Source organism: Methylobacterium sp. J-070, assembly GCF_022829385.1.
In the GTDB taxonomy this organism is placed as follows: Bacteria; Pseudomonadota; Alphaproteobacteria; order Rhizobiales; family Beijerinckiaceae; genus Methylobacterium.
This window is the reverse complement of the sequence record NZ_JAKSXX010000026.1, coordinates 16,536-29,248: the sequence shown is the minus strand read 5'-3', so window position 1 is coordinate 29,248 and position 12,713 is coordinate 16,536. Positions and strand designations below refer to the sequence as shown.

Below are 12,713 nucleotides of genomic sequence, written 5' to 3'. Positions count from 1 at the left end.
CATCCCGATCTTTCGACTTTCGGTCCGGGCAAGTTTCAGGCAAGATCCGTCCCATAGAATCCGACATGCCTGAAGATGAAGGCCTCGCCCATGATCTCGACTCTGACATCCTATCGGCAGATCACCGCGAATTACGACGCTTCGATCGCGCTGAAATCGTCCGAATCTCGTCAGAAGAGCGATACCAATTACTTTCTGGAGCATATCGGCGACATCAATACGGTTGACGACTTCTTCCGCAACAACCGTCTCTACGCCTTTGCCATGCGCGCCTATGGCCTGGAGGAGATGATCCCGTCGAAGGGCTTCATGCGCAAAGTCCTGACGGGCGAGCCCGACAGCAGCGGGCGTAGCCTCGCCGACCGTCTGCAGGATTCCCGGTACCAGGACTTCGCCGCCGCATTCAACTTCAAGGCATCAGGCGAGAATCCGTCCACGCTGGACAGCGATATCCAGGGCGGCTCCTCCCCCAAGGTCGACCAGACTCTTTATCAGAAGCGGGCCGATTACGACGCCGATACATCTAAAAAGGTCGATTATGCGCGGATCTTCGTGCAGAATATCGAAACCAATAAAGACATCATCAAGGATGTGGTCGCGGATGCCAAGGTATCGGCCGTCGTCCGGACGACGGTCGGCCTGCGCCCGGCCACCGCCGCGGAGGACGCCGACGCGCAGGCCCTGCAGATCGAGAGCCGGTTCGACCCCGCGGCGTTCCAGGATCCCGAGAAGCTGGACGCGTTCTTCGATCGCTTCCGCGCCGCCCGCAAGGCCGGCCGCGACGCCCTCGCCGATCCGCAGGCGAGGGCCACCTACGACAGCGAGACGGACAACCAGATCGGGTACGTGCGCGGTTTCGTCGACAACCTCAGGACGGCAAATACCCTGATCAAGCACATCGCCGCGGATCCCATGATGGCGTCCATCGTCCGGACGGCGGTCGGTCTCCGGCCGGCCGTCGACGTCGACACGCAGGCCCAGCAGCTCGCCGGCAAGGTCGACATCACGACCTTTCAGGATTCCGAGAAGCTGAAGCAGGTCTTCGATCAGTATCGGGTCGCTAGGCAGGTCGGTCGCAGCGTCATCGTCGATCCGCAGGCGAAGATCGATTACGATACCGAGACCGACAGCCAGATCGATTACGTCCGCACGTTCGCCGACACGCTCACGACGGAGCGCGATCTCGTCAAGGAGGTGGTCGCCGATTCCAAGCTGTCGTCCTTCGTCCGGACTGCGGTCGGCCTGAATCCCGACGCCGACGACGCCAAGACGCAGGCCGGGCAGATCGCCAGCAAGGTCGATGCCGGGACATTCCAGGATCCCACGAAGCTGGATGTGCTCGTCACGCAATATCGCACCGCCCGGCTGGCGGGCCGCAACGCCCTCGTCGATCTGCAGGCGAAGGCCGACTACGACAGCGAGACGGACAAGCAGGTCGATTACGTCCGCAGCTTTGCCGACGATTTCCGGACCGGGAAGAAAGATATCGTCAAGGATATCGTTGCCGATCCCAAGGTTTCGTCGGTGCTTCGGGCCGCCCTCGGTCTGGGCTGGGCGGAAGACGCCAGAACGCAGGCCGGGCAGATCGCCGGCAAGGTTGACGCCACGACGTTCCAGGATCCCGAGAAGCTGGAGCAGTTCCTCGAACAATATCGCACCGCCCGTCAGGCCGGCCGCGACGCCATCGTCGATCCCTACTACCGCACGGCGGGAACCTACGCGGACTCCGATGCGGAGACGGCGAAGCTGGCCCAGTATTTCCGTGCGAAGATCGGGACGATCGACTCCGCTTCAGATCTCGTCCAGGATCCGGTCCTGACCGATGTCGTGAGGAAAACCCTCGGCCTTTCCGCCGACCTGACCTCTCAGAGCCCCGCCGATCAGGCCAAGACGATCGCGGGGAAGCTCGACGTCTGGACGCTGCACGATCCGAAGACGCTGACCGGTTTCCTGGACCGGTTCGAGGGCGTGCGCAGCGATGCCCGCGCGGCCACGGTCAAGGCCTATGCCGTTCAATCGGTCGAGGTCGATGCCGGTAACGACAACGAGGGCGTCAGGCTCGCCCTGTACTTCCGGCGCAAGGCCGGCAGCGTCGCGTCCGTGTACGGCATACTGGCCGACAAGGCCCTGGCCGAAGTCGTGCGCACCGCGCTCGGCCTGCCCCCGGAGGTGGCCACGGGCAGCATCGACGCTCAGGCCCGGCTGCTCCAGCGCAAGGTGGACCTGGCGAGCTTCAAGGATCCGGTCAAGCTCGAGCAGTTCATCAAGCGCTTCAGCGTCATGTGGGACATCCAGAAGAACCCGCCGGTGGTCCCGGCGCTGTCGATCTTCGGGGGATCCGGGAGCGGGCTCAGCGCCGATCTCCTGATGAAGCTGCAGAGCATCCGGCTGGGACTCCACTGACATGCAATCGTCGCTCTACGTCACGCTGTCCGCCCAGATGGCGCTCGAACAGCGCCTGAACACGGTGGCGACGAACGTCGCCAATCTCGGGACGGCGGGCTACCGCGCCGAGGAGGTGAAGTTCGGCACGATCCTGTCCGAGGCGGGCCGGCGCGAGGTCGCCTTCGCCACGCCGGGCGACACGTTCCTGTCGCGCAAGGGCGGCGCCCTGACCAAGACCGATTCGCCCCTCGATGTCGGCCTCAACGGGGACGGCTGGCTGGCGGTGCGGGGACCGCAGGGGATGGTCTACACAAGGGACGGCCGCATGCAGGTCTCGGCGGCCGGCGACCTGCAGGATCTCAGCGGGCGCCCGATCCTGGACCCCGGCGGGTCGCCCCTGACGGTCGACCCGGAAGGGCCGGCCATCACGATCGGGCAGGACGGGATCATCACCCAGGGCGTCAACCAGATCGGCGCGCTCGGCGTGTTTCGCCTGGACCCGAACGCCACGCTCAGCCGCGCCGCCGACGGCGCGGTGGCGTCGAACGTCCCGGGCCGGCCGATCCTCGACTTCAACCAGCGCGGCGAGGCCACGGTGCGGGTGCAGCAGGGGTTCCAGGAGGGCGCCAACGTCAACCCGGTGATGGAGATGGCGCGGCTGATCGAGATCACCCGTACCTTCCAGAGCGCCGCCTCCGCGGTGGCCGAATCGGAATCCTCGCTGTCGGACGCGATCCGCGGCCTCGGCCCGGCGTCCTGAACGGGCCGCAGACGCGCGGCCGCCGGCGCTGCGGCGGCACACCGCGACCGACCGAGGATCCCGGCGGACGGGGCGTCGGCGCGCCACCGCGGGTCCGCGGCGGTCGCGGGAACCGGGGCAAACCATTGCGGAGATCGGCATGAACGCGCTGGACCGCCTCGCCGACGCGCTGGAGGACCGGGACGACCAGCCCCTCGTCCGGGTCGGCGGCTCCGTGCGGGAGATCGGCTTCGGCCATTGCCGGATCCGGATCGCCACCCCCCTGCTGCGGCTCGGCGACCGCATGCGGATCGAGGCCGCGGGGCGGTCCCTCGACGGCGAGATCGTGCGGATCGACGAGGCGGGGGTGATCCTCAAGCCGTTCGAGGGGCGGATCGAGGCCGGCCTCGGGGCGCCGGCCTACCGGGTGCCGGCGGCCGCCCCCCGGCCCTGCGAGGCCTGGAAGGACCGGGTCGTCAACGCCCTCGGGCAGCCCATCGACGGGAAGGGCGAGCTGCCCAGGGGCGACCGCGCCATGCCGCTGGATGCCGACCCGCCCCCGGCGATGCGGCGGGGGCGGGTGGACCGCCCGCTTCGGACCGGCGTGCGCGCCATCGACCTGTTCACGCCCCTCTGCGCGGCCCAGCGCATCGGCATCTTCGCGGGGTCCGGCGTCGGCAAGACCACGCTGCTGTCGATGCTGGCCCGCAGCTCCGGCTTCGACGCGGTGGTCGTCGCCCTGGTGGGGGAGCGCGGCCGCGAGGTGCGCGAGTTCCTGGAGGGCCCGATCCTGGAGAGCCGTCCCCGCTCGGTGGTGGTCGTGGCGACGGGCGACGAGAGCCCGATGATGCGCCGGCAGGCGCCGAAGCTCGCGGTCGCGGTGGCGGAGTTCTTCCGGGACCAGGGCCAGTCGGTGCTGCTGGTGATCGATTCGGTGACCCGGTTCGCCCACGCGTCCCGGGAGGTGGCGCTGGCGGCCGGCGAGCCGCCGGTGGCGCGGGGCTACCCGCCCAGCGTGTTCGGCGACCTCCCGCGGCTGCTGGAGCGGGCCGGGCCGGGTCTGGAGGGCGGGGGCAGCATCACGGGCGTCTTCTCGGTGCTGATCGACGGCGACGACCACAACGACCCCGTGGCCGACAGCATCCGCGGCACCCTGGACGGGCACATCGTCCTCGACCGGGCCATCGCCGACCAGGGCCGCTACCCGGCGATCAACCTGTTGAGCTCGATCTCGCGCCTCGCCGACCTCGTCTGGACCCCGCAGCAGCGCGAGCTGGTGCGGACCCTCAAGAACCTGATCGCCCGCTACGAGGATTCCCGGGATCTGCGCCTGATGGGCGGCTACCACGCCGGGGCCGATCCCGAACTCGACCAGGCGGTCGCCCTGATCCCGAAGATCTACGCCGCCCTGCGGCAGGACCCGACGGAGCCGGAGAGCCACGATGCCTTCCTGGACCTGGCGAACGCGCTCCGGGGCTGAGCGCGATCCCGCGGCGCGGCCGGATGGCGCGCGGCGGCGCCGGTCCGGCGGCCCGCGAAGCACGGCGCCGTCAGCCCCGCGCAAGCGAGGCCTGATCAGAGTTCACGCAACGTCATTCAACGAGGAGGTCCCGGTCATGGGTCTGTACGGGGTGCTGAACGCCGGCGTGTCCGGAATGAACGCGCAGTCGAACCGGCTGGGCGTCGTCGCGGACAACATCCAGAACCAGAACACGGTCGGGTACAAGCGCGGCAAAGCACAGTTCACCTCCATGCTGACCGATTCGAATGCCGGCTCCTACAATGCCGGATCGGTCAACACCGTGATCCGGTACGGGATCGGTGGCCTGCAGAACCAGGGCACGACCATGGATACGACGTCGAACACCGACCTCGCGATCAATGGCGAGGGGTTCTTCATCGTCAAGGACCGGGGCGGCACCCCGCACCTCACCCGGGCGGGCAATTACGTCGTGGACGGATCGTCGGGCAACCTCGTCAATGCCGCCGGCATGACGCTGCAGGGCTACAGCCTCGCCAACGGCGATCCGAAGGTGTCGCTGAACAGCTATGACGGCCTCGTGCCGGTCAACACGGCGAGCCTGAACATGAAGACCACCCCGTCGACGAAGGGAACGCTGCAGGGCAACCTCAACAGCGACGACGTCGCCGGGACGGGGGCCCCCGGGCCGAACAATTACACGAAGACGAAGTCGATCACCACGTACGACAATCTCGGTCACGCGGTCCTGGCCGACATCTACTACCTGAAGACGGGCAGCGGCACGTGGCAGGTCGCCGCCTACGATCGCGGCCCCCCCGTCGCCCAGCTCGCGACCACCGCGATGGCCTTCGACGGCAGCGGCAAGCCGACCGGCACCCCGAAGTTGACCTGGACCGTTCCCAACGGTCAGCCCTTCACCCTCGACCTGTCGACGATCACGCAGGTCGCGGGCGACTTCAACGTCGAGGTCAAGGCGATCGACGGCAACAAGCCGAGCGCGGTCAAGAGCACCGATATCGCCACGGACGGCACGGTCTACGCGGTCTACGAGGACGGCTCGCGCTACGCCGCCTACCGGATCCCGCTGGTGACGGTGGCGAGCCCGGACAACCTGACCCCGCGCGCCGGCAACGTCTACGACGTCAGCGCCACCTCCGGCGTGGTGAAGACCGACTTCCCGAATATCGGGGGCCGCGGGTCGATCCTGTCGAGCCGACTCGAACAATCCACGGTCGATCTGGGCGACGAGTTGGCGACCATGATCGCCTCGCAGACGAGCTACGGGGCCAACTCGAAGGTCTTCCAGACCGGGACCGAGATGCTCGAAACGCTCGTGAACCTCAAGCGCTGACGGTGATGAGAGGACGGGCGAGATGAGTCTCTCTGTTGCGCTGAACACCGCGCGCGGGTCGCTGCTGGCGAACGGGACGCAGACGGACGTCGTGTCCCGCAACATCGCGGGCGTCGGCGATGCGGCCTATTCGCGCAAGATCGCCTCGATGGTCACGACCGACGGCCCCGTCCGGGTCGTCGTCAACCGCGCCAGCAACACGGCGCTGTTCGACCGGATGCTCGGCAGCACGTCGGAACTGGCCGGACGCAAGGCGGTCCTGACCGCCCTGAAGAGTCTGGAAGAGACGGTGGGCGACACGGAGGTGAGCGGCTCCATCGCCGCCAAGGTCGGCGCCCTGAGCGCGGCGCTGGACAACGCCGCGAACGCCCCCAGCGATCTCAACCTGGCCAAGGCCGCCGTCGCGGCCGCGAAGGACCTGTCCCGGTCGTTGAACCAGGGCAGCGGCAAGGTCCAATCCGTCCGCGCGGCGGCCGACAAGGAGATCGACAATTCGGTCACGACGATCAACGACCTGCTGACGCGGTTCGACGCGGCCAACAAGGCGGTGGTGGTCGGGACGGTCGTCGGAGCCGACATCAGCGACGCGCTGGACAATCGCGACAAGATCCTCGCGCAGCTGTCTGAGGAACTGGGCATCAACACGATCGTCCGGGCCAACAACGACATGGCGATCTACGCCGACAACGGCTCGCCGCTCTTCGACAAGATCCCCCGGACCGTGACCTTCGCGCCGACCGCCGCCTTCGGGGCCGGGACCACCGGCAACGCCGTGTACATCGACGGGGTGCGGGCCACCGGCAGCGGGTCGCTGATGCCCCTCCAGACCGGGCGCATCGTCGGGCAGATGGCGGTGCGCGACGACATCGCGGTCACGTATCAGAAGCAGCTCGACGCGGTCGCCCGGGGGGTGATCGTCGCCTTCGCCGAGACCGACAAGAATTCCGCGACCGGGACGGCCCTGGCGGGCCTCCTGACCTACGAGGGCGGCCCGACCCTGCCGGCCGCCGGGACCGCGGGACTGGCGGCCTCCATCCGGGTCAACCCGACGGCCGACCCCGAACAGGGCGGCAATCCGTTCACGCTGCGGGACGGCGGCATGAATGTGGGGGCGCAATATCTCTACAACACGACGAACGCCGCCGCCTTCTCGGACCACCTGCGCGCCCTCCAGTCGGCGCTCCGGGCGGACCAGACCTACCCCGCCGATTCGGAACTGCCTCTGTCGGCCTCGGTGCTGACGGCCGCCCAGTCGTCGGCGAGCTGGCTGGAAGCCACCCGCAAGGCGGCCTCGACGCAGGTCGACACCGAATCGGCCTTCCTGAGTCGCACCTCCACGGCCCTGTCGAACGCGACGGGGGTGAACCGCGACGAGGAGACCGCGACGATGCTCGAGCTCGAGAAGTCCTATGCGGCCTCCGCCAAGATCATCGCGACGGTGAACGCGATGCTGCAAACCCTCCTCGATGCGGTGAGGTAGTCCCATGCGGACGAGCTACATCTCGACAGCCACGTTCCTGAACACGCCGCGGTCCAGCATGGGCCGCCTCCAGGCGGATCTCGACAAGGCCAACATCGAGGCCGGGTCCGGCCGCTACGCCGATGTCGGCTTCGAACTGGGATATCGGACCGGAGAGACCCTGGACTTCCGTCAGGAACTCGATGACCTCGAGGCGCAGCGTCAGCGCAACGGCCTGACGAAAAACCGACTCGACACCACGTACCAGGCCCTCAATCAGGTCCGGTTGGATGGGGAGTCCTTCCTCGCGATCGTCATGCCGGGAAAGCTGACGGGCGACAGCGGTCCCACGGTGGAGAAGGCGGCCGCCTCAAGGCTCGCGGCCCTCATCGCGCAGATGAATTCCGGCTCCGGCGGACAGTACCTGTTCGGCGGGATCAACACGGGGGTGCGCCCGATCGCGAGTTACGAAGACGCGACGACCTCGCCCGCCAAGCAGGCCTTCCTGGATGCGTTCCAGGCCGAATTCGGCTTCGCGCCTCCGGGCAAGCAGCCGGACTCCGGCAGCATCACCGACACGCAGATGAAGACCTTCCTGGCGGACGGCGGCCGCTTCGCCAACCTCTTCACCGACGCGCAATGGGCCGCCAAATGGTCCTCGGCGTCGGACGTGAAGATCCGCAGCGAGATCGCCCGCAATGAGATGGGCGACACCTCCGTGAGCGCCAATGCCCAGCCCCTGCGGCAATTGGCGATGCTCTACACCCTGGGCTCGTCGATCGGCCTGTCGAGTCTGTCCGCCGTCGCCCAGACGGTCGTGTACGACAAGATGCGCGCCCTGGCCGCCAGCGCGACCTGGGGTGTCACGGGGCTGCAGTCGGACGTGGGCACCGTCCAGGCGCGCGTCGCGACCGTCGCACAGCAGATGGATGCGAAGAAAACCATCCTGCAGGAGGGGGTCAACGCCCTCGAAGCGGTGGATCAGGCCGAAGCCGCGACCCGCGTGAACGATCTCAAGAAGCAATTGGAGATCGCCTATTCACTGACGAGCCAGGTGAACAAGCTCAGCCTGATGGACTACGTCCGGTAGTCACGCCATTCCGAACCGTTCAAGGCCGCGCAGTCTTCGACGGCCGCCCTGAAATCGTGTCACGCATTCACGCAAGAGGCACTTCCGCGATGTACGGCGCGTCTTACGCAGAAATCATGGAGGATTCGCCCGCGCTCGCCCGGGAGCGGGAGCGGGCCGCCTTCGACCGGGCCATCAACCTGATGCGGCGGGCCGCGGCCGCGGATGCCCCGCTGGCGCTGCACCAGGAGGCCACGAGCTACCTGCAGCGCCTCTGGAGCCTGCTGATCGACGATCTGGTCAAACCGGAGAACGGCCTGCCGAAGCAGTTGCGGGCGGACCTGATCTCGATCGGCCTGTGGAACATGCGCCGGACCGACCAGATCCTGCAGGGCGACGCCAGCGGCTTCGAGGCCCTGATCTACGTCAACTCTCTCATCCGCGACGGTCTGCAATGAGCCGCTCCATCAATCTCAGCCTGCGGGGCAACGAGCGGATCTTCGTCAACGGCGCCGTGCTCCGGGTCGACCGCAAGGTGACGATCGAGCTGCTCAACGACGCCACGTTCCTCTTGGAAGCCCACGTGCTGCAGGCGGAACAGGCGACCACGCCGATCCGCCAGCTCTACTTCATCGCCCAGGCCATGCTGATCGACCCGAGCAACGCGGACCGGGTCCGGGCGGCCTACGACGAGGTCGACAGCGCGATCCTCGCGAACGATCCCGGGCCCGAGGTCGTGTCGGCCCTGGCGGCGGTCCGGGACCTTCTCACGGTGGCCCGGCCCTTCGAGGGCCTGCGGATCCTGCGGGGCTTGTTCGAATCGGACGGCTCACGGACGTCCGACCTCGCGGGCGCGATCGCCGATCGGGTCGCCTGAGGGCGTCCCGAGGTCCCAACACCCATACCGGAGGGAGAGCGAACCATGTCCGTACCCCAGACCAACGCGACGACGCCCAAGACGCCGACGCCGGCCACGCCGAACCGCACCGCGACTGCGGCGAAGCAGGCGACGCTGAACTACGACAACTTCCTGAAACTCCTCCTGGCTCAGATGAAGAACCAGAATCCGACCGACCCGATGAAGTCGACGGAGTATATGAGCCAGCTCGCGACGTTCTCGCAGGTCGAGCAGGGGGTCAACACGAACAGCAAGCTCGACGCGCTGCTCGCATCCTCGACGATGTCGCAGGCCGGGAACCTCGTCGGGCGCACCGTGACCTCGGCGGATGGGAAGACCACGGGAACCGTCGCCTCGGTCGAGGTCGTCAACAACGGCCTGCTCACGCATCTCGATACCGGCAAGGAGGTCCCGTACGAGGCCGGCATGATCATCTCGTAGCGGTCGGTCCCGCGCGGCCGGCCCGGGGGGAGCATCCCGGGCGGCGGCCGAGGGCTTCCGGAACGGGACCACGCGGATCGAAGACGTGGCGCGTCCTGCCGATCCGGACGTTTGGCACGATGGGCCGGGCCTGAACCGGTCGCGGCGCCGTCGGGACCGTCCGAGCCGGAGCGGCACACGCGGGCCTGCGCGACGCGCGGTCCCGCACGGCCGACGGCCCCGAAGGCGCGGCGCGCCCGGGCGCACGGTCCGCCGCAGGGGAGGCCGGTTCGGGTAAGACCATGCGGCGCCATCGCTGATGCACCCCCTGGTCCGTGATCCCGGGACGCCCGTGCCCCCGGGCGCGCCGATCGGCCCGGATCCGATGACCCGCGCTCCCGGCGCACGCCGCCGTCCCCGTCATATCCGGCCGGTATCATGAACGAGATCGATGCCCTTGAACTCGTCCGCACGGCGATCTGGACGATCATCATCGCCTCCGGACCGTCGGTGGCGGCGGCGATGATCGTGGGGGTGCTGATCGCCCTGTTCCAGGCGCTGACCCAGATCCAGGAAGTCACCCTCACCTTCGTGCCGAAGATCGTGGTGGTCCTGATCGTGATGATCGTCACCGGGTCCTTCGTCGGCGGTCAGATCTACGCCTTCACCGAGCTGGTCTACGGCCGGATCGTGTCCGGCTTCTGAGCGGCGCCGGAAGACCGGACGCCCCGCCGGACGGGGGCCGGGCGCGGCGCAACCCAGGCGCAAGCTTGCTGGTCCAGAAGCGGCTTCGAGACAGAGGGGGTCGAGAGCGTGGCAGCGGCCGTAGAAGCGCTCGCGCCGGAGGGCAGGGTCCGGCGCGATGTGTGGTTCGCGATCGGGATCATCGCGATCCTCGCGGTCCTGTTCCTGCCGGTTCCGGCGGTGCTGATCGACATCGGGCTGGCGCTCTCCATCGCGCTGGCCGTGCTGATCCTGATGGTCGCGCTCTGGATCCAGAAGCCGCTGGAATTCTCGTCCTTTCCGACGATCCTGCTGATCGCGACGCTCCTGCGCCTGGCGCTCGGGATCGCGACGACGCGCCTGATCCTCGCCAACGGCGATGCGGGCGTCGACGCGGCCGGCCACGTGATCCAGGGCTTCTCGCAGTTCGTCATGAGCGGCGACTTCGTGATCGGGCTGGTGGTCTTCGCCATCCTGATCACGGTCAACTTCCTGGTGATCACCAAGGGCGCGACCCGGATCGCCGAGGTCGGGGCGCGCTTCACCCTGGACGCGATCCCCGGCAAGCAGATGGCGATCGACGCGGACCTGTCGGCGGGCCTCATCGACGACAAGGAAGCCCAGCAGCGGCGGCGCGAGCTCGAGGAGGAGAGCGCATTCTTCGGCTCCATGGACGGCGCCTCGAAGTTCGTGCGCGGCGAGGCGGTCGCCAGCCTGATCGTCATCGCGGTCAACATCTTCGGCGGGATCATCATCGGCGTCACCCGCCACGGCCTGCCGCTGGCGAAGGCGGCCGACGTGTTCACCAAGCTCTCCGTGGGTGACGGCCTCGTCTCGCAGATCCCGGCCCTGATCGTGTCCCTGGCCGCGGGTCTGCTGGTGTCCAAGGGCGGGACCCGCGGCACGGCCGAGCAGGCGGTCCTCGGCCAGCTCGGCGCCTATCCCCGGGCGCTCTACGTCGCCGCCGGGCTGATGCTGGTCTTCGCGATCATGCCCGGAATGCCGTTCGTGCCGTTCGCCGTCCTGAGCGCCCTGATGGCCACGATCGCCTACCTGATCCCCCGCCGCATCGCCGAGGCGAAGTCGAAGGTCGAGGCCGAGACCGAGGCCAAGGAGCGGCAGCTCCTGCTCGAGCGCCAGGAGAGCGAGGCCGTGAAGGACTCGCTGAAGACCGCCGAGATCGAGCTCCGCCTCGGCAAGCACCTCGCGGTCCAGATCCAGCCGACGCAGGAGGAACTGGCCCACCGGGTCGGCCGGATGCGCCGGAAATTCGCCCAGCAGTACGGGTTCGTCATTCCGGACATCAAGCTCGTCGAATCGGTCATGGTCCCGAGCAAGACCTACGAGATCGCGATCCACGGGACCGTCATCGCCGCGCAGCAGGTCCGCCCCGGCGAGACGATGATCGTCGTGGGCGACGGGCCGCTGCCCACCATCGCGGGCGAGGAGGTGCGCGAGCCGGCCTTCGGGATGCGGGCGGTCTGGGTGCCGGAGGCCTATGCCCAGGAGGCGCGGCGCGAGGGCTTCAGCCCGATCGATTGGCACTCCGTCATGCTGACCCATGTCAGCGAGGTCATCCGCAACAACCTGCCGCAGCTCCTGTCCTACAAGGACATGCGGATGCTGATCGACCGGCTCGATCCGGAGTACAAGCGCCTGGTCGACGACATCTGCCCGTCGCAGATCTCGTATTCGGGGCTGCAGGCGGTGCTCAAGCTGCTGGTCGCCGAGCGGGTGTCGATCCGGAACCTGCACCTGATCATCGAGGCCATCGCGGAGATCGTCCCCCACGCGCGCCGGGCCGAGCAGATCGCCGAGCATGTCCGCCTCAGGATCGCGCAGCAGATCTGCGGCGACATCGCCGAGAACGGTGTCCTCAGCGTCCTGCGCCTGGGAAGCCGCTGGGATCTCAGCTTCCACCAGGCCCTCAAGCGCGACACCAAGGGCGACGTGGCGGAGATCGACATGGATCCCCGGCTCATCGAGCAGTTCGGCGTCGAGGCCTCCGAGGCGATCCGCACCCACATGAAGACCGCCCACCGATTCGCCCTGGTCACCGCGCCGGAGGTCCGCAGCTACGTGCGGATGATCATCGAACGCCTCTTCCCCACGGTCGCGGTGCTGTCGCACGTCGAGATCGCCCGGGGCGTCGAGATCAAGTCCCTCGGCACGGTCTCCTGACCGCC

General features: G+C 68.0%; 11 protein-coding genes. All 11 read left to right on the top strand.

Features of this window, described 5'->3' with window-relative positions; genetic code table 11:
* The first annotated feature begins 90 nt into the window (after positions 1-90).
* The 11 genes from MKL01_RS01195 (at position 91) to flhA (ending at position 12,708) form a co-directional block, all read left to right on the top strand.
* Positions 91-2,403, top strand: coding sequence for a DUF1217 domain-containing protein (locus MKL01_RS01195; RefSeq protein WP_243903415.1), 2,313 nt, complete (start codon positions 91-93; stop codon positions 2,401-2,403).
* A 1-nt stretch (position 2,404) separates the two neighbouring features.
* Positions 2,405-3,145, top strand: a complete 741-nt coding sequence (flgF, locus tag MKL01_RS01190; RefSeq protein WP_243903414.1) for a flagellar basal-body rod protein FlgF — start codon at positions 2,405-2,407, stop codon at positions 3,143-3,145.
* Positions 3,146-3,284: 139 nt separating this feature from the next.
* Positions 3,285-4,604, top strand: a complete 1,320-nt coding sequence (fliI, locus tag MKL01_RS01185; RefSeq protein ID WP_243903413.1) for a flagellar protein export ATPase FliI — start codon at positions 3,285-3,287, stop codon at positions 4,602-4,604.
* 136 nt (positions 4,605-4,740) lie between these two features.
* The gene (locus MKL01_RS01180) at positions 4,741-5,958 is read left to right on the top strand and encodes a flagellar hook protein FlgE (protein WP_243903412.1); all 1,218 of its coding nucleotides are present in this window, start codon (positions 4,741-4,743) and stop codon (positions 5,956-5,958) included.
* 22 nt (positions 5,959-5,980) lie between these two features.
* Positions 5,981-7,438 (top strand): flagellar hook-associated protein FlgK, encoded by a 1,458-nt coding sequence (gene flgK, locus MKL01_RS01175; protein ID WP_243903411.1) that lies wholly within the window; start codon positions 5,981-5,983, stop codon positions 7,436-7,438.
* Between the two features lie 4 nt (positions 7,439-7,442).
* Positions 7,443-8,507: a flagellar hook-associated family protein gene (locus tag MKL01_RS01170; RefSeq protein ID WP_243903410.1), complete on the top strand. Its 1,065-nt coding sequence runs from the start codon at positions 7,443-7,445 to the stop codon at positions 8,505-8,507.
* An 89-nt stretch (positions 8,508-8,596) separates the two neighbouring features.
* Complete coding sequence (gene flaF, locus MKL01_RS01165) at positions 8,597-8,944, top strand: flagellar biosynthesis regulator FlaF (RefSeq protein ID WP_243903409.1); 348 nt, start codon at positions 8,597-8,599, stop codon at positions 8,942-8,944.
* Positions 8,941-9,363, top strand: coding sequence for a flagellar biosynthesis repressor FlbT (gene flbT / locus MKL01_RS01160; RefSeq protein ID WP_243903408.1), 423 nt, complete (start codon positions 8,941-8,943; stop codon positions 9,361-9,363). The genes flaF and flbT overlap by 4 nt, the downstream gene beginning before the upstream one ends.
* A 45-nt stretch (positions 9,364-9,408) precedes the next feature.
* On the top strand, positions 9,409-9,825 hold the full coding sequence (gene flgD, locus MKL01_RS01155) for a flagellar hook assembly protein FlgD (RefSeq protein ID WP_243903407.1): 417 nt from the start codon (positions 9,409-9,411) through the stop codon (positions 9,823-9,825).
* Between the two features lie 417 nt (positions 9,826-10,242).
* Positions 10,243-10,509, top strand: coding sequence for a flagellar biosynthesis protein FliQ (gene fliQ, locus MKL01_RS01150; RefSeq protein WP_243903406.1), 267 nt, complete (start codon positions 10,243-10,245; stop codon positions 10,507-10,509).
* A gap of 108 nt (positions 10,510-10,617) precedes the next feature.
* Positions 10,618-12,708 (top strand): flagellar biosynthesis protein FlhA, encoded by a 2,091-nt coding sequence (flhA, locus tag MKL01_RS01145; RefSeq protein WP_243903405.1) that lies wholly within the window; start codon positions 10,618-10,620, stop codon positions 12,706-12,708.
* The last annotated feature ends 5 nt before the right edge of the window (positions 12,709-12,713 follow it).

Excerpts from the sequence above, each read along its gene's own strand:
- MKL01_RS01180 (WP_243903412.1), top strand. The coding sequence starts at position 4,741 with ATGGGTCTGTACGGGGTGCTGAACGCCGGCGTGTCCGGAATGAACGCG.
- fliQ (WP_243903406.1), top strand. The coding sequence starts at position 10,243 with ATGAACGAGATCGATGCCCTTGAACTCGTCCGCACGGCGATCTGGACG.
- flgF (WP_243903414.1), top strand. The coding sequence starts at position 2,405 with ATGCAATCGTCGCTCTACGTCACGCTGTCCGCCCAGATGGCGCTCGAA.
- MKL01_RS01195 (WP_243903415.1), top strand. The coding sequence starts at position 91 with ATGATCTCGACTCTGACATCCTATCGGCAGATCACCGCGAATTACGAC.
- flbT (WP_243903408.1), top strand. The coding sequence starts at position 8,941 with ATGAGCCGCTCCATCAATCTCAGCCTGCGGGGCAACGAGCGGATCTTC.
- flaF (WP_243903409.1), top strand. The coding sequence starts at position 8,597 with ATGTACGGCGCGTCTTACGCAGAAATCATGGAGGATTCGCCCGCGCTC.
- flgD (WP_243903407.1), top strand. The coding sequence starts at position 9,409 with ATGTCCGTACCCCAGACCAACGCGACGACGCCCAAGACGCCGACGCCG.
- MKL01_RS01170 (WP_243903410.1), top strand. The coding sequence starts at position 7,443 with ATGCGGACGAGCTACATCTCGACAGCCACGTTCCTGAACACGCCGCGG.
- flgK (WP_243903411.1), top strand. The coding sequence starts at position 5,981 with ATGAGTCTCTCTGTTGCGCTGAACACCGCGCGCGGGTCGCTGCTGGCG.
- fliI (WP_243903413.1), top strand. The coding sequence starts at position 3,285 with ATGAACGCGCTGGACCGCCTCGCCGACGCGCTGGAGGACCGGGACGAC.